Annotated in this window: 12 protein-coding genes; 10 read left to right on the plus strand and 2 right to left on the minus strand. The window is 43.9% G+C overall.

Features of this window, described 5'->3' with window-relative positions; translation table 11 throughout:
• Positions 1-214 precede the first annotated feature (214 nt).
• From galU to AUO94_RS12390, 5 genes are all read left to right on the plus strand, one after another.
• Entirely contained in the window at positions 215-1,087 is an 873-nt protein-coding gene (galU, locus tag AUO94_RS12370; RefSeq protein ID WP_058384505.1) for a UTP--glucose-1-phosphate uridylyltransferase GalU, read from the plus strand.
• 22 nt (positions 1,088-1,109) lie between these two features.
• On the plus strand, positions 1,110-2,225 hold the full coding sequence (locus AUO94_RS12375; protein ID WP_058384506.1) for a glycosyltransferase family 4 protein: 1,116 nt from the start codon (positions 1,110-1,112) through the stop codon (positions 2,223-2,225).
• A gap of 14 nt (positions 2,226-2,239) precedes the next feature.
• A complete protein-coding gene (locus AUO94_RS12380) occupies positions 2,240-3,640 on the plus strand; it encodes an O-antigen ligase family protein (protein WP_058384507.1) in 1,401 nt (466 codons plus the stop codon).
• 678 nt (positions 3,641-4,318) lie between these two features.
• Positions 4,319-6,769 carry an S-layer homology domain-containing protein gene (locus AUO94_RS12385; RefSeq protein WP_058384508.1) on the plus strand — a complete coding sequence of 817 codons (2,451 nt, stop codon included), beginning with the start codon at positions 4,319-4,321 and terminating at the stop codon, positions 6,767-6,769.
• Positions 6,770-6,933: 164 nt separating this feature from the next.
• A complete protein-coding gene (locus AUO94_RS12390; protein ID WP_058384509.1) occupies positions 6,934-8,274 on the plus strand; it encodes an S-layer homology domain-containing protein in 1,341 nt (446 codons plus the stop codon).
• Positions 8,275-8,308: 34 nt separating this feature from the next.
• Here AUO94_RS12390 and AUO94_RS12395 read toward each other — a convergent pair whose 3' ends face one another.
• Positions 8,309-10,165 (minus strand): LTA synthase family protein, encoded by a 1,857-nt coding sequence (locus AUO94_RS12395; RefSeq protein WP_058384510.1) that lies wholly within the window; start codon positions 10,163-10,165, stop codon positions 8,309-8,311.
• A 274-nt stretch (positions 10,166-10,439) separates the two neighbouring features.
• Between AUO94_RS12395 and AUO94_RS12400 the strand changes: the two genes are divergently transcribed.
• The 4 genes from AUO94_RS12400 (at position 10,440) to AUO94_RS12415 (ending at position 19,792) form a co-directional block, all read left to right on the plus strand.
• Positions 10,440-14,099, plus strand: a complete 3,660-nt coding sequence (locus AUO94_RS12400; RefSeq protein ID WP_058384511.1) for a S8 family serine peptidase — start codon at positions 10,440-10,442, stop codon at positions 14,097-14,099.
• 240 nt (positions 14,100-14,339) lie between these two features.
• Entirely contained in the window at positions 14,340-14,921 is a 582-nt protein-coding gene (locus AUO94_RS12405) for a transposase (RefSeq protein ID WP_058384512.1), read from the plus strand.
• A 127-nt stretch (positions 14,922-15,048) separates the two neighbouring features.
• Positions 15,049-18,555: a DUF6359 domain-containing protein gene (locus AUO94_RS12410; protein WP_335339246.1), complete on the plus strand. Its 3,507-nt coding sequence runs from the start codon at positions 15,049-15,051 to the stop codon at positions 18,553-18,555.
• A 130-nt stretch (positions 18,556-18,685) separates the two neighbouring features.
• Complete coding sequence (locus AUO94_RS12415; RefSeq protein ID WP_058384514.1) at positions 18,686-19,792, plus strand: S1C family serine protease; 1,107 nt, start codon at positions 18,686-18,688, stop codon at positions 19,790-19,792.
• A 1,671-nt stretch (positions 19,793-21,463) separates the two neighbouring features.
• On the opposite strand, the gene AUO94_RS12425 is transcribed toward AUO94_RS12415, so the two are convergent.
• Complete coding sequence (locus AUO94_RS12425) at positions 21,464-22,204, minus strand: C40 family peptidase (protein ID WP_058384516.1); 741 nt, start codon at positions 22,202-22,204, stop codon at positions 21,464-21,466.
• Positions 22,205-22,722: 518 nt separating this feature from the next.
• Here AUO94_RS12425 and AUO94_RS12430 point away from each other — a divergent pair.
• On the plus strand, positions 22,723-23,688 hold the full coding sequence (locus AUO94_RS12430) for a CBASS cGAMP-activated phospholipase (protein ID WP_058384517.1): 966 nt from the start codon (positions 22,723-22,725) through the stop codon (positions 23,686-23,688).
• The last annotated feature ends 117 nt before the right edge of the window (positions 23,689-23,805 follow it).

Below are 23,805 nucleotides of genomic sequence, written 5' to 3' on the forward strand. Positions count from 1 at the left end.
TAGGAGTCATATTAAATAAATAAAAGTTCTAATATTTAACTGCCATTAAGATATGGAGCAAAACAATGGAGACTCCAGCGGGATAGCGAAGTGCCGAAATCCACTCGGGCGTTAAGCCCGAGTTAGTTCGGCGCAAGCCCGCAGGAAAGCGGAATTGTTTTGCGGAATATCGACTATAAAATTAAAAATTTCAACCAAACGAGGAGACAAGCCTATGAAAAAAGTAAGGAAAGCGATTATTCCCGCTGCTGGATTAGGTACGCGTTTTTTACCAGCAACAAAAGCGATGCCAAAAGAAATGCTGCCGATTGTAGACAAACCGACCATTCAATACATTGTGGAAGAAGCAATTGCTTCGGGTATTGAAGACATTATTATCGTGACGGGAAAAGACAAACGGGCAATTGAAGATCATTTTGATTCGGCTCCTTTTCTGGAAGCGCGTCTTGAGGAATCCGAAAAGTTTGAATTGCTGAATGCCGTTCAGTTATCCAGCAAAGTGGATATTCACTATATCCGTCAAAAATCACCTCTGGGTCTTGGTCATGCAGTTTGGACTGCACGGAAATTTATCGGCGATGAACCTTTTGCTGTGTTGCTCGGCGATGATATTATTCAATCAGAAGTTCCAGGACTTCAGCAGTTGATGGCGCAATACAACAAAACGCAGTCTTCGGTCATTGGTGTTATGGAAGTTCCAGAAGAAGAAACCTATCGTTACGGTATTATGGATCCGTCCACAGTAGAAGGGCGGCTATACAAAGCCAATAAATTCGTCGAAAAACCACGAGCGGGTACGGCTCCCTCCAATTTAGCCATTATTGGGCGTTACGTCTTCACTCCAGAAATTTTCGGGTTTTTAGATAAGATGAAAGTCGGCGCGAACGGAGAAATCCAACTAACCGATGCCATTGAACAATTAAACGCAGTGCAAGATGTTTACGGATACGCGTTCGAAGGAAAGCGTTATGACGTAGGAGAAAAACGTGGATTTGTTGAAACAACACTGGAATTTGCTTTGGCACGTCCAGAACTTCGTGAAGATTTACTGAATTTCATGAAACGGAAACTAGAAGAATACAAGTAAAGTTCGAAAGGAAGGCCTATCTTTGAAAATTTTGCTCGTATCAAACATGTACCCTTCAGAAGAATTTCCGAGCTTCGGCGTTTTTGTAAAAAACACCGAAGCCATTTTAACGGATGAAGGATTTATTGTAGACAAAGCGGTTGTAACAAAGTCCATTAAAAAATCACAAAAAATAGCGGCTTATCTTGGCCATTATGCTAACGTTCTTCGGAAAGGGCTAACAGGTAACTACGATGCGATTTATGTGCATTATGCAGCTCACAATGCTTTTCCGCTTTTACTATTGAAAAAACTAAAGCCATCTGTCAAAATTATGACAAATGTTCATGGCAGTGACGTGGTTCCGGAAGTAGCCTCTCAAGAAAAATTCCAACCTTATGTTAAAAAGCTATTGCAGCAATCCACGATGATTATTACGCCATCACATTATTACAAAGAGCTTGTTCACGAGAAATATGCCGTTACGACACCGATTGAAATTTTTCCGTCAGGTGGCGTAAACTCAGCAGTCTTTTATCCGAATCCCGGTGCACGACAACGCCAGCTAGAACAATTAGCATTAGATTCGACGATGCGTTATTTTGGTTACGTTGGACGGATGGATGTCGGCAAAGGCTGGGACCATTTACTAAAAGGGTTTTCTGCTTTTCTTGAGCAGAATCCAGCTGAAAAAAGCAAAACACGGTTAATCATGGTTGGTTCAGGCAAAGACGACGATGCATTTTTTCAAATGAGATCAGATCTCGGCTTAGACGACATAGTGGTGCATTTTCCGTTGATGAAACACCAAGATTTAGCGGCCATTTATAACATCATTGAACTTTTCATATTCCCGACGACGAGAAAAGGGGAAAGTCTCGGATTGGTTGGTCTCGAAGCAATGGCTTGTGGCACACCGATTCTAGCAAGCCGAATTGGTGGCATACTGGACTATGTCCAAGATGGTGCCAACAGCTGGTTATTTACTGCTGGTGAGTGGGAAGATTTGGTTAAACAGTTGGAGCTGTATAACCAATTAACAATGGAAGAAAAGCAACAAATCGCTAAAGCTGCCTATGAAACAGCGCAAAATTATGATCAGCGAAAGATTCAATCGAAACTTTCTGCGATATTTCATAAATTAGAGCTAACTAAATGAAAGAGGATTTAACTATGGACTCTAAAAAAATTCTACTATTTTTTATCGCATTTATTGCCGTACAACCGATCATCGATATTTTAACGACGGCTTCTATTTTTATGGTAGATACAAGTCTAACTGTAGGAGTACTTCTTCGAACGGCATATATGGCGTTAGCGATCGTATTTCTTTTGTGGATGGCAAGGACCAGCAAAAACAGCCGTCTTTTTACTGGGTATTTAATCGGTTTAGCGTTGCTAATTGGTATTAACATCGTCAGTAATCTTCAACTTAAAGACCCTTATTATTTGTTCCAGGAACTTAAGTTTTTCAACAAAGCTATTTATTTCCACATCGTCTTATTTGGGTTGTTAGTTGTTTACCGTCAGCTGAAAGATAAAAAGTACGACATCGCTAGTCAAACGACCAAGTATTTATGGGTTGCTGGACTATTCATTGGTGTTATTTTTATCGTTGCCCAATTGACGGGTACGAGTTTGTCTAATTATTCGCATACGAAAACGGGATTTACAGGTTGGTTTTATGCCGGTAATGAAATAGGTGCCATCATGGCAATTATTTTGCCTATCATGGCTTTGTATGCAATTGAGAAAACCGATGACTGGAAAAAATCTTGGTCGTGGATCCCTTTTATCCTGTTAGCTGTTGGCATGCTAGCGTTAGGAACAAAAGTGGGCTATGGCGGCATTATTATTGTCTTATTATCAGTTGTGATCGGTAGTTTACTCATGCTCGCTATGAAAAAACGCACGGCGACCATTAAAATTAATTTGCTCATTGCGACGTTCTTAACCGTTGTCTTAATTGCGGTGACGCCGGTCACGCCGGTGTTCGGCAACATGTTCGCTCACATCACTTCTCTCGGCATCAATTTCGGAGAACCAGTTGACCGTCCTGGAGATGAAGTGTTAGTAGAAGGTGACGAAGGATTTGAAGAACAACAAGAAGAGGAAGAAGATACCGGAATAACAAGTGCACAAGTACAGAATTTAGTGTTTAGTTCGCGTGAAACCTATGCACAATTTATGAAGGAAGATTTTCAAGATTCGCCGATGATGCAGCAATTATTCGGTTTAGGCTTTGCAGGGAATTATGAAACGCCAGCCCCTGGCAAGTCGCCAACGATGATCGAAATGGACTTTCATGACTGGTTTTATTCGTTCGGTTGGGTGACCTTCATTTATATGATGATTCCGTTCGTTTGGTTTACCGGTAAATTCCTGCTTCACTTTTTGTTCAATATCAAAACCCATTTTACCTATTTTTATATTTTGTACGGCGTTGCCTTTCTTCTTGGCATCGGCATTGCGTACACTGCGGGACATGTATTAACGGCACCTGCTGTTTCAATTTATGTCGCAGCAATTTTGGCCATGTTAGTCGTAAATGAAGATTTGCTCGAATCAAAATAACCAATCGTAAGTTTTGCCCCGAAAGGTAGCGTTGTAATGACGCGGTCTTTCGGGGCTTTTTTTATGAAGCGCAATTGCAAGTTTAAAAACAAGGCTAAACAAGGGAGAGGGGAGGTCCTTACTAGGAGAGGGTACAAAGACTAGTTGAATTTGAAGAAACTTTTTATTGAAACTAGTTAAGAAAAGAGGTGGTAAGTAAAAAGTCTTTGTTTTATTCGACAGAAATAGGAGTTAAAAGTTTTAAATTATTATTTTAATAAATATTTGTTATTTTAGATGAGGTTTAAAAAGATGGATTCCAACAAAAAATCATTTTTATTGGAATTGTATGATAAATGGGTTGATTATCTAGGTACTAATTGCCATTTTAAGGTTTCAATATTTAGAGAATCGTATTAAATGTAATTCTTTTGTATTATTTTTGTAAGTATTAGTAAATTTTTTGATATATTATTACATTAGTGGTTGATTAAACTTAATTCTTTGGTAAACTAAGTAAGAGTTTAGTTATCTGTACAAAAACTTTCATCTGATCCACAAGAGGTAGGACCTTTGCTTCGTTCATAAGACGTTGTTAATCTACAAATAGTGGAAATGTGATGGTAAAACGGATAATTGAATTGAGTTATATGACTCAATATAGTTATAGCACCACAAACCCAAGGAGGAATTACATTAATGGCTTACCAACCAAAAAATTACAAGAAATTCGTAGCAACTGCAGCAACGGCTACTTTAGTAGCAACGGCAATCGCTCCAGCAGCATTCGCAGACCAAGCTTCAACTTCAGCTTTCACTGATGTGGGAGATCGTTATACAGACGCAGTTGATTACGTAGTATCTGGCGGAATTGCAATCGGTATTACTCCGACTCAATTCGGTGTTAGCGCTTCAATCACTCGTGGCGATGCAGCGATCATGATCGCTACTGCAGCAGGTTTGATGAACGAAAAAGCTCCAGCTTCAGGTTTCTCTGACGTTCCTAAACGTGGTGCGGTTGCAGTCAACTCTCTTAAAGAAGCAGGAATCATCAACGGCGTTTCAGCTACAAAATTCGGCTGGGATCAAACAATCACTCGTGGACAAGCAGCATTCATGCTTGCACAAGCTTATGACCTAAAAGACGGCGACGTTTCTAAATTAAACTTTACTGACGTTGGTTCAAAACACCGTTTCGCAACTGAAGTTGCATCATTAGTTGAAAACAAAATCACTGATGGCGAAACTGCAACTAAGTTCGGAATCGAATCATCAATCAAACGTGGAGATTTCGCAATCTTCCTTCATAGATTACATGAGTTAACTAAAGCTCCTATGGCACCTACAGTATCATCTGTGACTGGTCTTAACACTAACCAGGTTCAAGTTAACTTCAACACAACTTTGAACGCTGATGATAAAGTTGCTGGAGATGCAACTGAAGTTGCAAACTATAAATTAGGTTCAGCAACTCCAACTAAAGCAGAATTGTCAACTGACAAGCGTTCAGTAGTCTTAACTTTTGCAGCATCAGTTGAAGGCAAAGATCAAGTGCTTGTAGTTGAGCCAACTGCTACAAACGTAAAAGACACAGACGGTAAATGGGTAAACACTGAGAAATTTAGCGGCGTATTCACTTATACGGATACTGTTAAACCAGTTATCACTAGCACTGTTTACGAAAACGGTAAAATTACTTTGACTTTCTCTGAAGACCTTGGAACAAACCCAACGGTAATCCGTGTAAACGGTGAGCCAGTTACAGGTACGACTACTGGAAACAAAGTTGTAATCTCTAAATCATTAAACGCTAGCCAAACAGCTACTCTTTACGTTGCAGGAGCTAAAGATACGTCTAAAGCTGCCAACGAAATGGTTATCTACAATGGTTCTGTAACTGCTCCATCAGCAGATATGGAAAAACCACGCGTAACAAGTGTACAAGTAGTTGATCAAAAAACTGCTAAAGTTACGTTGAGCGAAGATATTGTTGAAGACAACGTATCTGTTAAATTGCAACAAGGTGGAACACAAACTACAGCTACTTTAGTTCGTGATACTACTGACACAACTGGCAAAACGTATTTGTTAAATGTAGGGGAATTATTCCCAGCAGGTTCTACAGCAACTTCACAAACTTTCACTTTGTACGCTGAAGCTGGAGTTATGACAGATCTTGCTGCAAACAAAAACGAATTTTACAGTACTTCAGTAACTTTCGCTAAAGACTTGACTGCACCAACACTTTCTTCTACACGTGTTTCTGCTGAAAACGAAAAATTAGAATTCACTTTCAACGAGAAACTTGTTGTTGCAGGTTCTGATAGCCAAATCACTATCCGCAACTCACAAGGTGTAAACTTCACAGCTGTTGATGCAGAATCTATGCTGAAAACTGATGACGCTTCTACTTACTTAGTAGATTTCAAATCAACTACAGCAGCTTTGGACGCTGGAACTTACACGGTAACATTCCCAGCTGGATTCTTCACAGATGTACAAGGGAACAAATCTGCAGCAGTTTCATCAACAATCACTGTACCTGGAACTCCAGCAGCAGTTGATAACAAGAAACCAACTGCTTCAGTAGTTACTACAGGCACTAACGAATTCACTGTTTCTTACAGCGAAGAAGTTGCTGCTAACGGAATCAGCCTTTCAAGCTACCGTCTAGACGGACAAGCTTTACCTGCTGGAACGGACATCTACTTCACTGGTACTGACAAAATGACAGCAGTAATCAAATTGCCTGCTGGATCTGTAAACATCGGTAACCAAACAGCTGGTACTCCAGCAGTATTAACAGTATTGAACACTACTGACAAAGCAGGAAACGTAATTGTTACTGCTAACTCTGAAGTAACAATCAAAGACAACACACCTGCAAAAATCACTTCAGTACAAACTGCTGGTGACGTTGTAGTTGTAACATTTGATGAAGTTATCTCAATTCCTAACGTTGATGCAAACTCTGTATTCGATGTTAAGGTTGGATCAACTGAAGCAAATGCTGGTAATTTGGTAGTTGTTGACGGTAACGAAACTCAAGTAAGATTCACGCTTGATACAGCTCCAACTGGTACAGTAAGTGCTACAGTTAAAGCTGGACAAACTGAATTGGTTGACAGAAACGGCGTTCTTGTAAAATAATTGAACGTTAGTTGAGCGCTTTGTGCTCATAATAAAAAAAGTGATACCAGGCTAATACCTGGTATCACTTTTTTGCTATTTGGTGCCTGGCACGCACGAAATTCACACACAATTCAATAAATGGTAAGATACGTATAAAAGAGTGGAAGAAAGGTGAAAATCACATGAGGTTTCCTCAAAAATGTAACGCTGCCGTTATCTTTACGGGACTGCTGTCAATACTCTTGTTTTTTTCGACGATAACTACGTCGGCTAGTGCCGCTGCGCCACTAAAAGATGTGGCTACAACGCATTGGGCTTATCAAGACATTCAGTCGCTGCTCGGAAAAAACGTCTTGACTGGCTATTCGAATGGAACGTTCAAACCAGAACAAGACGTGACGCGTGCACAAGCGGCGAAAATTATTGCACTGGCTGCGGGTATTGAGCCGCTCAATCCGAAAACAGCGAGTTATCCTGATGTGGCGACGGGTCACTGGGCATTTGGTTATATTGAAGCATTGAAAAAAGAAGGTGTTATTCATGGCAAAGGCAATGGGCTGTATGCTCCGGATGACAAGTTAACGCGTGGACAAATGGCCAAGATTTTGACAGAAGGTTTTGATCTTGTTGGGCACTCCGCGAATTTCTTTACCGACGTGACCACAACAGATTGGATGTTTACGTATGTCTTAGCACTGCGTGATAACGGCATTACGGTTGGGTATCCGGAAGACAATACCTACCGGCCAAACGGCATCGTCACACGTGCGCAAATGGCTGCGTTTGCCAATCGCGCGATGGAATGGAAAGCTCTTCAACAACCAGCACTTCCGAGTAAAGTTATTGGATTTGGAGACAGCAATACGTCAGGTTCTTATTTACCGAAAGAATTTCCCGACTACCCGAATCACAATTGGCCAACGTTAGCAGGAATCACCAATGCCGGTGTCAGTGGCAATACGACAGCAATTGCCTTGAAAAGATTCAAACAAGACGTGTTGGATCAACAGCCATCTACGGTCGTCATGATGTTCGGGTTGAACGACGCATTAATGCGTGCAGATACGAAACAACCACAAGTCAGTAAGGAGCAATTTGAAAAAAATATCTCGCAAATGACAACGCAAATGGTGGCAAAAGGCATAACGGTTGTTTTGATGACCAATTTGCCCGTCAATGAACGTGTGTACTACCAGTCTCAAGCAGCGCAAAACCCAGGTATTGAAAAACTCTATGCCAGTAAGGGGGGCCTTCATGCGTGGCAAGACAGCTACAATGATATTATTCGCAAAGTCGCTGAACAACAAGGTGTTGAACTCATCGATAATTATGCCAACGCGGTGCAAAAAGCAGGAGGCGCAACAGACACTGATCTTGCAAGCAGCGGATTAGTCGATCCACTTCTCGGATTTCATTGGACGCCGCGCGGGCATATGATGGTGGCGCATTCCGTAAATGTGTGGGTGCCAGGCACCCACACAACTCTCGCGCAATTCAACAACAAAACCCCCACAAGCCGGTAATTCGGCGTGTGGGGGTTTAACTGTGGTTTTAGGGTTAGTTACCAAACAGTTTTTCGAGTGAGTATTGATCTCCGAACAGCAGGTCGTATTGAATCATTTCGTATTGCTGTTTGGTGGTCTCCACTTTATCGGGAGTCACTTTATAAAGTTCGCCATCTGCGTCTATTTTCACTTCGTTGGTGTAGCCCGGCATTTCCGCTTGGAAGTTTTCCAGTACTGCGTGATACAAAGGCTGCTCAATTCCAGCTAGGTCAAAGACGGTTGGTGCTAGGAAAGAGGGGCTGATTGTACCAAGGTCTGGAACTTCAGTGCCGTAGTTATTCCAAATAGCCAGCGGTGTGGATCTCATTTTCTTTTGATCTTCTAGGCTCCAATTAATGTCTCCTGCTCCGCGAGGGACATATCCAGCTTGCTTGAATAATTTATAGTCATTGCCGATCGCAGGTAAATGGTCTCCGAAAAAGACGACAATGGTTGGTTCGTCAGACGTTTCGTAATAATCGATCAAGCTCTTAAATGCAGCATCAGCGTCTGCGACTCCTTGTGTGTACGACCGCAACAATAAATTGAAAACGGGATCCACTCCAGGAGGTGTCTGCGTTTCGACAGTGAAATCTGGGTATTTATCCACGTTGTAACTCGTGTGGTTTTGCATCGTAATTGCATAGATAAATGACGGATCTTCATTCGCTTCTGTTTGTTCGATGATGGTATCGGTCACTTGCTGGTCAGAAACGTAAGGTCCTCGGTAGACAGGATCGGTAAACCCGTCAATATCAATGAATTCATCAAAACCGATATGTTTATACACTTCTTCCCGGTTCCAAAACCATTTCGGGTAAGGGTGAATGGCCGTCGTCTCATACCCGAGACTTGCCAAATAGTTAGGCATCGCCGGAATTTCACTTTTAATGTATTGCTGGTACGGAACGGAACCAGGCGGTAGGAACATATTGGTAAAACCCGTCAGCGCTTCGAACTCGACGTTACTCGTGCCGCCGCCAAAAGCAGGAGCCAAAATATGACCATCTTGCTGTGCTCTGACGTTTGGCATAGGGTCTTCATTAAACGACAACCCTTCAATCGACGTCGGGTCCCAGAAAGATTCGCTCATGATAAAGATGATGTTCGGATCTTGCTTAGCCGTTGAATTGGATTGCGGTTCGACTTTAGTCAAGTTGTCAACAATATCCATCACGTTTTTTTCGTTGTAGCCACTTGGTGGCAGCACGATGGCACTTTGCATATTCAACATAAACGTCAACAAAAAGCCATTGGTTTTGTAATTGCGTTCTTGATCAAATGTCAGGTTGTTAATGTCGACATCTTTTAACGTGGACTCTACTTCAGGAATGGACCGATAGAAAACAAAAATGCTCAAGTACGCGGCACCTAAACCAATAAACAGCATACGAACCCATGGGTTTAAGCGAATCCAGCGCTTTGGCTTTTTGATAAACAGAAACACCGAAATGGCGACAATGACCGCCACGATAAGTCCGAAAACAAGAATAACTTGTGTCAAGTTGATCGTTTCATATAAATTTGGCAATAAATTCAATACATTATTATAAAGCAACAAATCCCAAGGGTATAAAAATTCCCCTAAGAAACTGAATTTATAATAGCTGAAAACAGCCAGAGTCACCACTAACGCATTGGTGACGACAAAACTAACAAAATAACGATTAAAGATTCCTAAAAACACGATGAACAAGCTAAAAACAATCATGTAATTAAAGAAAAAGGCTTCTTTGTGATCACTGCGCCACACAGCGCGTTCAGCGTAACTACCGTTCAAATAGGTTTCAATTCCATTCACCAACAAAAAGAAATAAAACATGGTGGCTAACATCACCAAAACCGGCTTGTAGCTCCATTTGACTTTCATGTAAATCACCTCAAAAAAATTTTTCGACTTTGCTGCTCCTGCTGCAATCGGAATATCGACTACCCTCAAGTATAAAGGAAGTACAAGAGGCAAGCAAATTGCGCGAGAGTTGTGTGGGTGCCTGGCACCCATACAATATACCCAAAATTTAAAGAAAAAACGGTCAACAAGATAGCTTTGGAACCATGGACTTTTGATGTGTAAAATGGAAAAATGAAGGTGAATTAATTAATTGATAATTTCGATAATTTTATCTTGAAAGGGAGGAACCAAGATGAGGGAAACAAGTTTTTGGTTAATGGTGTTCATCTTATTGATCAGTAGTGTCACAGGGTTCAGTAGTCCGGTCGCATCAAAAGCGCCAAATCCCGAAGTGAAGCTGTCGAAAACCTTAGTAAAGCCGCAGTCACCAAAAGAAAAAGTGCGAATCATCATTGAATTACAAGAACAGCCGACGATTGAAATCGCAACGACGAAGGGTGTTCTTTACAAAGAGTTGCCGGAAAGTCAGAAACAACGCATTGAAGCGGCTGCCGCTAAAAAACAAAAAACGGCACAAACAGCTATTACGAAAGTGGCACCCAAAATCGATTATCTTCAAACGTTTACAGCGGTCTTTAACGGTTTCTCAGCAGAAGTTATTGCGGGACAAGTAGCCGAAATCGCGGAGTTGCCAAGTGTTAAAGCTGTATATGAAGCGACGGAGTATAAACGTCCTGCAGTCCAGCCGACGATGAAATACGCCAAAGAACTGGTTCAAGCGCAACAAGCCTGGCGTGATTATGGCTTTAAAGGAGAAGGCATGATTGTCGGAGTAATCGATACAGGCATTGACTCGGGACATCGCGACATGAAACTGAGCGATAACAAGACGGCTACCTTAACAAAAGGCCAAGTCGATGCGTTTGTCTCGGATCACGCAATTGAAGAAGGTGCATTTTTCACAGAAAAAGTACCGTTTGGTTACAATTATATGGACGCCAACACTGAAATTCGTGACGTGGCACCGGGTGCTTCGATGCACGGCATGCACGTAGCCGGAACGATTGGTGCAAATGGCGATGAAAAAAAGGGCGGCATTAAAGGTGTTGCTCCGGAAGCGCAATTGTTGGCACTGAAAGTGTTCGGCAACGACGCTTTATACCCAACAACTTTCGGTGATATTTACATTAAAGCGATGGACGACGCCATTAAACTTGGTGCAGACGTTATCAACATGTCGCTCGGCGCCACCGCTGGATTTGTCGATACGTCGAGTCCTGAACAGCAAGCAGTAGAACGTGCGACAAATAATGGGATTTTAGTAGCGATTTCTGCTGGCAACGAAGACATGCTGGGGTCTGGTTTTCAAGCACCTTTTGCCAAAAACCAAGACTACGGTTTGATTGGTACACCGGGAACTTCGGTGGATTCGTTCGGGGTAGCGTCATTTGAAAATACAGTGATTACAACGGAGAGTTTTGTCTACAGCGTAGACGGCAAAGTGTCGGCTCGTGCGCTATACTTGCCGGCAAACGAAGTCGACCCGCAAAAACTACCAGATGCTTCTTATCAAATGGTTGAAGTTGGACTCGGTATGCCTGAGGATTTTGAAGGCAAAGACTTGACCGATAAATTCGCGTTGATTGCACGCGGCACCATTCCATTTGCGGAAAAAGCTTTTGCAGCGCAGTCTGCTGGAGCAGCAGGGGTTATTATTTACAACAACACGACAGGACCCGTTAATATGGAATGGGATCCGTCTATTACCATTCCGTTTTTGTCGACACTTCAAAAAGATGGATTGGCCATGAAAGCAGCATTACAAGCTGGAAAAGCGGTCACCATTGCGTTTGACGGAAAAGAGCTTGAGACGCCGAATCCAAATGCCGGTAAAATGAGTGATTTTACGTCTTGGGGACCAACACCCAACTTGGATTTTAAGCCAGAAATCACTGCACCTGGAGGTAATATTTTCTCGACGCTAAATGACAACGACTACGGGTTGATGAGTGGTACATCGATGGCGGCACCACACGTAGCAGGAGGAACGGCATTGATTTTTCAGCGCATTGAAGAGCTTGGCTTAGCAGGCAGAGACCGCGTTGAGTTCGCCAAAAACTTGCTGATGAATACGGCCAATCCAGTTGAACTGGTAGCGGGTCAATTCGTGTCACCAAGACGTCAAGGCGCAGGACTGATGCAGTTGCACGACGCCTTATCGACCGACGTAATCGTCACGGACGGAGCGACTGGTGACGCCAAAGTCGCGTTAAAAGAACTGACAAAAAATCAACTCACCATCAAGTTGCAAGCTGAAAATTTCTCAGACACGGCAGCAACTTACGCAATCACAGTTAACGTTCAAACCGATGCAATTGCAAAACACAAAAAGCGCAAGATCAACACGACCGATCCTAATCGAGCAGGATCAAAAGTGGTAACAGATCTCGTCAACATTACCGCACCCGACCTTGTGACGGTACCAGCAAATGGCACGACAGAAATTCAAGTGACGATCGATGCGTCAACTTTAGTAGGACGTCCCGAATTTAAAGCGTTCACTAACGGCTTTTTCATCGACGGGTTTATTACATTAACCGATGCGAGCGAAGAAGTGACCGGCAACACGCCGCTGACTGTGCCATATTTTGGCTTTAATGGCAAATGGGACGCAGCGTCGATTTTTGATGACGTCGCATGGAGCCCAGAAACGTTTTACGCTTCGACATTTTTAACGGACGATTTTGGATTGATCGTCAACGGCGGCAGCCACCAACAAGGTTTTGTTCCTGAGCGTTTTGCTTTTTCACCAAATGGCGACGGGAGCCGGGAGTCGATTATTCCCGTATTTTCGCTGTTGCGTAACGCCAAAGCGTTGGAAGTAAACGTGCTGGACGCGGATGGCAAGAAACTCCGGACCTTGCAGACAGGAAAAAACCTAGTGAAAAACTTCACGGAAAGCTTCTCCTATTATTATGATTTTTTCAACGAATGGAACGGCGAAGTGCTCGGCAAGCCAGTTAAAGACGGCCAGTATCAACTGCAAATGCGTGCGGTTATTGATTATCCAGGTGCTAAATGGCAGTCACGAGTCATGCCGATTTTAGTGGATACCGTGGCACCTAAAGCAACTGCTACGTTGGATACGAAAACGGGCACGGTGAAAGTCACCAGCTTTACCGATAACAAAGAAGGCGGAGGACCTGACCGTTGGGAAGTGTTCCATAACGGTGTGGAACTAACGCAAGCTCCGGACAGCTTTGAAGACCAGTCGTTATCACCGAGCGTCAAGAGCTACAAATTGCCTGTGGCCATCAAAAAAGGCGACAAGCTAAACGCGGTATTCCATGATACCGCCGGCAATAAAATCACAGTGCCACTAACCGGTATTGTTGCAGATACACAACAACCAGCAGTGTCCATCATCTCGCCGGGGCTTTTCGAAGTGCTAAGTACGAAGAGAGTCGGCGTATTCGGTGTCGTAGAAGACCAGTCACGTATCGTCTCAGTAACCGTTAACGGTGAAAAAGCCGAACGCTTTGACGGACTGTTTTTCCAACACACCTTAACACTCAAAGACGGGCGTAACGACATCTTCGCTAAAGCCGTCGACGAAGCTGGCAACGAACTCGAAGTACGCAGCCAAGTGTTAATCGATACACAGCCGGCGCTACTGAAATTTTTGGATCTGCCAGAAACTGTGGGTGCAGAAGCAGATTCTGCAGAAGTAAGGTTTAATGTCTCAGACAACATGAACGCCATCCAAGTGTATGTAATCGACAGCGAAGTTTTTCGCCAAGACATGACCGAGCCCTACGGCGAAGTCGGCTTTGATGAAGACATCACCATCACGGTTCCAGTTGCTGCTCTAGGTGATAACAAATTCACCTTGAAAGTCATCGACGCAGCAGGACATGTCACAGAAGAAAGCTTCACGATCAAGAAACAGTGAGTGAATAATAGAGTGTTTGATTGTTTGGGTGCCAGGCACCCAAACAATTCAAACACAATTCAAAAAAATATTTTGAAAGAGAATTTGCAGGTTATCGAGTGGTTTCACAGTGAAAAATTAGTTTTGAGTCAGTATGCGTACATAAATCCAAGTTATTGTCTTTTTAGAACAATTGACGAACCTCAATCTTATTTCTACTATAGTTATAATCAGTAGTTGAAAAGGAAGGAGCGTGAAACGATGGGGAGAAGTCGACGTATTTGGACTCCGCATGCATACGAACATGTTGTGATGAGAGGCAACAACAGGCAAGCGATTTTTCAAGAGAAATCAGATATCGACGCTTTTTTTAGAGTCTTAACGTATGCACACGAAAAGTACCCGTTTACCATGTTGGCCTATTGCTTAATGACCAACCATTACCACTTATTGATCCGCTCACCCGAAGTCCCGTTAAGCAAGCTAATGGCGCTCATCAACAAACGCTACAGCGATTATCACAAGAAAAAATACAACTACAGCGGCTATTTTTACGAAAGCCGTTATTATTCGGGCAAAGCCATAACCCACAAAAGCATCCTCGCAGTTAGCCGATACGTCCACAGAAACCCCATAGATACCAGTACCCCCATGGTAGCCACAATGAAAGACTATCCACACAGCTCGTACCGATTATACGCAGATGCGCTACAAGCCCCCTATCAATTCCTCGATTTAAGTTATTTGCCAACCCTTCTGCCAAGGCCATATTCCAAATGCTTAACGGGTTATTTGATGTACTGCGAAGAACGGGATCTTCCGGAGAGGAGAGATGGGGAATAGAATTGTACGAGAATTGAGCGGGTGCCAGGCACCAAATAAGAAAATTATTTCATTATTTGCATAAATTTAATAAAGCGTTTACAATTTTGCGCTATACTTGATAAGTAACTCATTCTATTCAAAGGAAGTGGAGCTTTTGTCGAGAAACACATGGACGAAGATTTTTTTGAGTTTACTACTGGTTTTGTCTGCAGTACTGCCTTACACAGCAGCAACTGCAACTGCTGCAGAACCGATTACGGTAGCTGAAGCCATTGCGAATAATTCCGGTTCGGCTACGGTGAAAGGATTTATCGTCGGGACAGTCATTAGCAACACTAGCTACGACCAAGAAGCGCCTTTTGCAGCTGCTTCAAATCTAGGGCTTGCTGATTCACCAAATGAAACCGATCCGACGAAAATTCTTCCAGTTCAGTTGCCATCAAGTTCCGCAATTCGTGCAGGTTTAAACTTGGTGAACAATCCAACTAAGTTTAAAGCAGAAGTGACCATTACAGGTTCATTAGAAACTTACTTTACAACAGCAGGTCTAAAGTCTCCAACGGCTTTCACGATTCTGTCTGAAGGTGAAGTACCACCTGAGGCAACTGTCGTCGATACGTTGGCACAAGCGCGCACGATGTCGGGCAAACTCGTCCAAGTTGACGCCACGGTGACAACAGGCATAGGATTTTGGGGCGCGACTGCCTTTTATGTACAAGACGATACAGCTGGCATGTACGTTTATGCTTCAAACGCCACCGTTGCACCGGGAGACAAGGTGCGGTTGACGGGAACGGTCGCGGAGTATAGCGGCGAGCTTCAGCTGCAGCCGAATACAATAGAAGTTCTTTCTACAGGCAACGACTTGCCGTCCGCTCAAACCGTTACACCGACCGCTATCAATGAACAGACACAAGGCGAGCGTATTGAATTAGAAAATGTGACCATCACAAACTTGAAATCCGTTAACGATTTTGGAACGTTTGAGTTTTCGGCAACAGCTGAAAACGGTGAAACGGTCACCATTCGTAACGATAACCGCAACGGACTAAACTTCGAACAATTTACGAAGCAATACAAAGAAGGCGATTTAATCCATGTCAGCGGAATCGCTTCAAAGTTCAACGCTTCTTATCAGGTGAAAACACTCGGCTTCGAGAGCTTTGACCTTGTGAATAAGCCAGCTGTCTATGTGGATGTGTTTCCAGGTGTCGTTTCGGAAGGCACTGAAATCACGCTAGCTTCAGGCTGGAAAAACGCCGCTATTTACTATACGCTTGACGGTTCCACACCAACTGCCGCAAGCACCAAATACACAGCGCCAATCGTTTTGACAAAAGACGTAACGATCAAAGCCATCGCCATCACGGACGAAACGTCTGAGATTTTTACTTTTACTTACACCGTTTTGAAAACAGGCGCCTTGAAAATCCGTGATATTCAAGGCGCGAATCATTACTCAGATTACCAAGGTGTCGTTGTCAATGAAATCGTCGGTGTCGTGACACACGTCTACAACTCGGCAAACTTCGTCATTCAAGACATCAATCCAGATGATGATGTGACAACTTCAGAAGCATTGATGGTCAATAAAGCATCAAATGGTCTTCAACTTGGTGACCTGGTTACCATCACCGGAACTGTAGAAGAGCATTTCCAAGAAGGCTATTCAGATGCAAAAGATAACGATTTACCAATCACGCGTATTCGTGCGACTGACGCAACCAAAACAGCAACAGCCGCACTTCCTGAACCCATTGTCATTGGAAAAGACGTTCAACCGCCATCTGAGATTATCGATAACGATGGCTTAACATCGTTTGATCCGACAGAAGACGGCGTTGATTTCTGGGAATCCCTTGAACTTATGCGCTTAGCTGTACCAAACGCACAGGTTGTGGGACCACAAAACTACGGCGAAGTGGTCGTCGTTGCTGAAAACTCACCAGGCACAGAATTCCATAAACAAGGTGGAATTTTGCTTTCAGAAAATGACTATAACCCAGAACGCATTACCGTCGATTTCAACAATGAAAACTACGTAGCCAAGGCAGGCGACTCGTTTACCGGTAATATTATCGGCGTAATGGGCTTCGGCTTTGGTAACTACAAGCTATGGGCGACAGAAAATGATTTACCAACGCTTAAAGACGGCGGCACGAAGCCGGAACAAACATGGATTGCTAAGCAAAAAGACGAACTGACGGTAGCCGCTTATAATGTAGAAAATTTTTCTGCAGATCCGAGTCATACATCTGATACCAAAGCACAGCGCATTGCAGAGTCGTTCGTTAACGACTTAAACTCACCAGACATCATCGTTATGGTAGAAGTACAAGACAATGACGGCCCGGTTGCATCAGGAAACAGTGACGCAACGTTAAGCTATGAACGGTTGATTCAAGACATCAAAACAGCAGGCGGTCCAACATATGCCTGGACTGACATCGCACCTGAATACAACAAAGACGGTGGGCAACCAGGTGGCAACATCCGTGTCGGGTATTTGTATAATCCTGAACGCGTAACCTTGTCAGAAGGAACAAAAGGCACTGCAACTCAAGACAACTCGTGGGTAGACGGCGAACTGGCTTTGAATCCAGGACGCGTTCAACCAATCGCAATGCCAAACACCCGTAAACCAATTGCTGCACAATTTGACTTCCAAGGTGAGCAGGTCGTCGTTATTGGCGCTCACTTAAACTCAAAAGGTGGAGACCAGCCACTATTCGGCAAAAACCAGCCGCCTGTTCTTGGCTCTGTTGCAGAGCGCATTGAACTGGCAACAGCGATTAACGGCTTTATCGCGGATGGACTTAAACAAAATCCAGACTTGAACGTGATCGTTGCAGGAGACATGAATGATTTCGAATTTACGCCTGCGCTAGCCGCATTAAAAGGCGATATTTTAACGAATAAAGTCGAAGATGTGCCAGTAGAAGATCGCTTTTCGTATTATTACCAAGGAAATTCACAAGTACTCGATCACTTGCTTGTGACGAACAACTTGGCACAACGTACAGAACTGGATATGGTCCACATTAACGCGATGTTCATGGAACAACAGGGCCGCGCATCAGATCATGATCCGCTACTAGCACAAATTGCCTTCGAAAAACCATCAGTTCCGGGCGAACAACAAGCAAATCCTGACTTTTCAGGTGACCAGGCTGTCGTTACAGCGGGCGAACCGAATAAAGATGGAGAACTTGCCATTACATTTACTGAAAGAAATCTAGTTGAACTGCTGAAGAGCGGCAAAGACTTACGGGTCGACATGCCGACAGCAGCTGTCAGCTTTTCAGCTGAAAACATTCAGCAAATTGTCTCAGCTGCAGGATCTGCATTTGTATTAGAGCTAGTAGTGGCAGACGCAAAAGAAGTCGACAAACGCCCAACTCTTACGAAACAAATCGACTTGTCGGTAACGGATGCAGCAGGAAAAGACCTTGCTTTGACATTCACTTCACCGGTGACACTGGCATTTGACACAACGAAAGACGTGAAAATCCAGTTTGGTGCGCGTGAAGATCGTAAAGGCAAGTGGAAAATCATGCAAGGAACATTAAAAGGGTCAACGTTTACTCTTCATGTGAACGAGTTAGGAAACTACACAGTCGTTACAAATAAAGGCCAAATAAAGAAAAAATAATACCCAAACAAGCATCCCGTTTGAATCGTGCCTAAAAAGCACGGTTTAACGGGATGCTTTTTCTTTGCGCGCACAAGACCTTTTATCAGCGAGTTGATATAATGAACACAAAAAGAAGCGAGTGAACACGATGAATCAACTCTCGAGCTATAAAAAAATACGGCCAGTTCTTTTATTTTTTGTTGTTGTCATGAGTGCCTGTCAAGCACCAAAAGAGGACACGCGACCAGTTCCAGAAGAAACTGAAATGGTAGAGCAAAGCCAAGCAACGATGATCGCCCATGCTAAAACGCATGTCTACACACTGTATACCGATCTTGAACAAGGTTCGGGTTTTTTGATTAACAACAAAGGGGACATCTTGACCAATGCCCACGTCGTTTTAGATGCATCCTACATCACCGTCAAAAATAGCGACGGTCAAGAGTTTAATGGCAACGTGATCGGTATATCTGAAACGGAGGATCTTGCCATTGTTCGTGTCGCTGAACTGGCGGGGAAAGAGCCGTTAGCGATTAAAATGGAGCCCGTGGAAATCGGTACGCCAGTCGTCGCAATCGGCAGTCCAAACGACCAAAGCAACACCGCAACAACCGGTGAAATCACAGCAACCGATCTCGATTTTTCGGATCAATACCAATACACAGACCTTTACGAAATGACCGCAGAAATCGCCCAAGGATCGAGTGGTGGGCCGCTCATCGCAGCAGATACAGGAGAAATTCTTGGCATCAACTCGATTATTCTCGAAGAAAAACCAGGATCTGGCTACAGCATTCCGCTCTATACAGTCTGGGATCAACTAAGCGAATGGATCGAAAACCCACTGGTTACCGAAGAACAGGAAATCGTCTTGCAAGATGTTAAAGATGCTTATTTTGCTGAAGATTTGCTGGAAAGTTTTATATCCGCCTACTACGAATTACTGCCTTATTCATTAAACGACGCTGACTCGGCTTATTACTTGTCCTACGTGTTGCCAGGCAGTCAAGCGGAGCAGGAAGCGTCCCGTTTGATTGGAGAGTATAGCGGGAAAAATCGCATGTACGATACGGTTCAACCGACAATTACGCGTATTGAGATTAACGAAGAAAGTGCAGTAGTCACTGCTGAAGCAGAGTTTACTTACTACGAAGAAACTGGCGACAAATCAACAACTGTGTCACACGCAGGTGTTTATACGGTGGTGATTGATGAGTACGGAGATTATCAAATTACGGATATTGTGAATAAATGACGAGCAGGCTCTTGAAGGGGTCTGTTTTTTCATAGGTTCTATACACCGCTTCGGTCGCTTTGGGCATGGCTCTCACACTAAGCCGAGAAAAGCACTCGTCTTAGTGCTTCGCCTAGCCCGCGACGCGCCTCAGCTAGGGAGTGGTGGATGCATAAATGCACCTATTTTTATGTGGAGTAGATGGGTGTAAGGTTCTGGAGTCGCTTGGCCGCGGTGGTGCACGCGCCTTCGCTAAGTAAGATTGAACTGGGATAATAAGTTTTTTTAGGGTTCTATACACCGCTTCGAGCGCTTGGGGCATGGCTCCCGCACCAAGCCGAGAAAAGCACTCGTCTTAGTGCTTCGCCTAGCCCTTGGCGCGCCTCGGCTGGTGTTGGGGGAGACTCAGCGGACATACTTTGTTTGGGTGTGGGAGTGGGGGTGAAGTTCTGGAGTCGCTTGGCGGCGGAAGTGCACGCGCCGTCGCTTTTATTGTGAGACTGGTTTCATGTTCACTAGGGGCTAGACACAAATGTTCTGCAATTTGTGTCTAGCCCGTTGTCGTCCCTGGGTCGGACTCAAATGTTCCTTAATTTGTGGCCGACCCAAGGACGTGCTCCCAAGCCAAGGTTCTGCACAACACTTTCAAAAAAGAGTGCATGTAGTTTTTGTGGGGTTCTGGAAGTCGCCTTCGAGCGCTTGGGGCATGGCTCTCGCACTAAGCCGAGAAAAGCACTCGTCTTAGTGCTTCGCCTAGCCCTTGGCGCGCCTCGGCTGGTGTTGGGGGAGACTCAGCGGACATACTTTGTTTGGGTGTGGGAGTGGGGGTGAAGTTCTGGAGTCGCTTGGCGGCGGAAGTGCACGCGCCGTCGCTTTTAGGGTGATGATTGCCTGGGGCTAGACACAAATGTTCTGCACAACACTTTCAAAAAAGAGTGCATGTAGTTTTTGTGGGGTTCTGGAAGTCGCCTTCGAGCGCTTGGGGCATGGCTCTCGCACTAAGCCGAGAAAAGCACTCGTCTTAGTGCTTCGCCTAGCCCGCGACGCGCCTCAGCTGGGTGTTGGGGGAGACTCAGCACAAATACTTTGTTTGGGTATGGGAGTGGGGGTGAAGTTCTGGAGTCGCTTGGCGGCGGAAGTGCACGCGCCGTCGCTTTTAGGGTGATGATTGCCTGGGGCTAGACACAAATGTTCTGCAATTTGTGTCTAGCCCGTTGTCGTCCCTGGGTCGGACTCAAATGTTCCTTAATTTGTGGCCGACCCAGGGACGTGCTCCCAAGCCAAGGTTCTGCACAACACTTTCAAAAAAGAATGCTTGTAGTTTTTGTGGGGTTCTGGAAGTCGCCTTCGAGCGCTTTGGGTAGAGCAAAGATGATTGCTCCTGCGCAAGCTCGTCGCAAATGAGGTCCCAGGAACACCTGGTCCCTCATTGGCTCCCGCACCAAGCCGAGAAGAGCACTCGTCTTCGTGCTTCGCCTAGCCCTTGGCGCGCCTCAGTTGGTGTTGGGGGAGACTCAGCGAACTTACTTTTTTGGGTGTGGGGTTCTGGAATCGCTTGGCCGCGGAAGTGCACGCGCTGTCGCTAGAGGTGAAGGAAGAGTTGAAGAGGTAAATTTCCACATAAAAAAAGAGGACCAGCAAAGGCCTGCTATCAGCAGACGTTCGGGTCACTCTTTTGAGTATCTGATTGGATTAGAAACGTTTGAAGCTGTGGAATTTTTTGCCCCAGTAAGGATCGTTCATGCTTTTGACTTCTGATTTTGCTCCGCCTGCATGGACGAACTTGTTGTTACCGATGTAAATCCCGACGTGTGAGATTCCAGCGCGGTACGTGTTCGCAAAGAAAACCAAATCGCCTGGCTGTGGGCTGCTGACTTTGTAAGTCTCAGCATATTGTGAAAGCGTTGTGCGTGACACGCTTTTGCCTGCTTGTTTAAATGCGTATTGGATAAATGCGCTGCAGTCGAATCCAGCAGTAGTTGTGCCGCCAAATTTGTAAGGAATGCCTTGAAGTTCTAGCGCTTCTGACACCACTGATGAAGATGAAGATGTTTTCACTGAAGCTTTTTTCACGGTAGTTGAAGTAAGCAACGTGCTTAGTACCCAACCAGATTTGCCGTTAACTTTTACTTTGTACCAAGTCGATTTGCCGACTTTCTTTTGGTGAGTAGCCGTTGCGATTGAGCCTTTTTTAGCCATCGTCACAACTTTGTATTTGGTTCCTGCATCAGCACGAACGTTTGAGTTGTATTTCATTTTAAATGTACCTGATTTTGCAGTTGCTTTGCTGGCAGCAACTTGCTCTATGGATAAATCCGTAGTTACCTGAGATGAAGCGTCGTTTTGGATAGGCTGAGTTGCCTGTGCGTCTGTGGCTGAGTTAGCAAATAGCAATGATCCTGCTGTAAGTAGCGTAAAGAAAAGTTTTTTCATTGTTGTTGGTTCCTCCAAGTTTTTATTATTCACATTCATGAATTAATAATATTTTGCTCTGTCATTTACTATATAGAGAGAACAACTTAAAAACAACGTCAATTCAATTGCAGTTATATTACAGTTGTATAACAAAATGAAAACGCTTTGGAAACCTTGATATAGAGGGATTTTGAATGGCAATAAAAAACGAAAAAAAGGTTTAATTCTCTGAAAAAGAGCTTTTCATGTCTCGATATAGTTGCTTTGTAACAATTAACATCCTAATAAATCCAAAATTAAAAGTCCTGCCAGCTCTATTTTAGCTACACAAAGCCAAAAAAATACAAGGGAATCTTAGACGAATAGTCTTTTTTTCATCTACTAATACAATACTCAAAATAGCATAAAGAAATAATATTACTATCTCAATAGTGTGAAAAATGAGATTGGACAACTAAATTTGGAACCAATTTTGACAACATTCGAAAGGCTTCTTACAATTAGATTAATCAGAAAATTAGAGGGGGGGCACTAGCGTGAAAAAAGTTTTAGCGATCGATGGAGGCGGTGTGCGTGGCATTATTCCTGCAATGCTACTCGCCGAATTAGAAGCAGAAAGTGGAAAACCCATTTCTGAGTTGTTCGATTTGATTGTCGGGGCATCGACGGGTGGGATTTTGGCACTCGGACTTGTCGCACCAGATCTGCAAGATGCTAGAAAACCGCGCTATTCGGCACAGCAATTTCTTGGATTTTATATAGAAGAATCTCAAGAAATATTTGATAAAAGTTTTTTTTACAAAGTTACGCGCGGCATCTTCACGAGCCGTTACCATGCACGTACACTTGAAAAAGTGCTGAAAAAGTATTTTGGACGCACGATGCTCTCAGAAGCGATCAAACCTGTCGTCGTTCCGAGCTATGAACTCCGCGGCCGGTTTACTGCCTTTTTCAAAAGTCGTGACGTCCATACAAAGAAAATCGAAAAAGATGTATTGATGCGGGATGTAGCACGGGCAGGATCGGCAGCTCCCACTTACTTTACGCCCAAAAAAATAAAGGCCTATCCAGGTGCCAGCTTTATTGACGGTGGGGTGTTTGCCAACAATCCAGCGATGTGTGCCTATGCGGAAGCAAAAGAAATTTTTCCGGACGATGAAGATCTACTCGTTGTGTCACTCGGAACAGGAAATCCACAGCTGACCATCGAATTTGAAAATTACCGTACATGGGGCCTGCTTAGATGGGCACGTCCACTTTGGTATATCCTAATGGACGGCAGCTCAGATGTGGTTCATTATCAATTGAATTATGTGTTACCGGAACGAGAAAAAAACAAGCGCTACTACCGCTTTCAAATTGAATTGTTGCAAGATGGCAGGGAAAAACTAGACGATGGTTCTCCGGAAAATATCCAGGCCTTGGTTAAACTTGGACAAGAGTTAGTCGACACACGAAAAGAAGAAATCCGAAAGCTGTGCCGACAATTAGTGGAATCCTAATTTGTCATCAAAATGTATTGGTTCAAAGCTCTGCAACAAGCTAAGATGATAAAGGGAACAAAAAGTGGTGAAACTCTTTCTTCTATAATAGAAGGAGTCGAACTTGTTCAAGTGATT

Source organism: Planococcus kocurii, from assembly GCF_001465835.2.
Lineage (GTDB): Bacteria > Bacillota > Bacilli > Bacillales_A > Planococcaceae > Planococcus > Planococcus kocurii.

What these genes read in the sequence shown, in the direction of transcription:
- AUO94_RS12415 (WP_058384514.1), top strand. Translation starts at nt 18,686, where the DNA reads ATGAATCAACTCTCGAGCTATAAAAAAATACGGCCAGTTCTTTTATTT.
- AUO94_RS12425 (WP_058384516.1), bottom strand. Translation starts at nt 22,204, where the DNA reads ATGAAAAAACTTTTCTTTACGCTACTTACAGCAGGATCATTGCTATTT.
- galU (WP_058384505.1), top strand. Translation starts at nt 215, where the DNA reads ATGAAAAAAGTAAGGAAAGCGATTATTCCCGCTGCTGGATTAGGTACG.
- AUO94_RS12385 (WP_058384508.1), top strand. Translation starts at nt 4,319, where the DNA reads ATGGCTTACCAACCAAAAAATTACAAGAAATTCGTAGCAACTGCAGCA.
- AUO94_RS12390 (WP_058384509.1), top strand. Translation starts at nt 6,934, where the DNA reads ATGAGGTTTCCTCAAAAATGTAACGCTGCCGTTATCTTTACGGGACTG.
- AUO94_RS12395 (WP_058384510.1), bottom strand. Translation starts at nt 10,165, where the DNA reads ATGAAAGTCAAATGGAGCTACAAGCCGGTTTTGGTGATGTTAGCCACC.
- AUO94_RS12405 (WP_058384512.1), top strand. Translation starts at nt 14,340, where the DNA reads ATGGGGAGAAGTCGACGTATTTGGACTCCGCATGCATACGAACATGTT.
- AUO94_RS12400 (WP_058384511.1), top strand. Translation starts at nt 10,440, where the DNA reads ATGAGGGAAACAAGTTTTTGGTTAATGGTGTTCATCTTATTGATCAGT.
- AUO94_RS12380 (WP_058384507.1), top strand. Translation starts at nt 2,240, where the DNA reads ATGGACTCTAAAAAAATTCTACTATTTTTTATCGCATTTATTGCCGTA.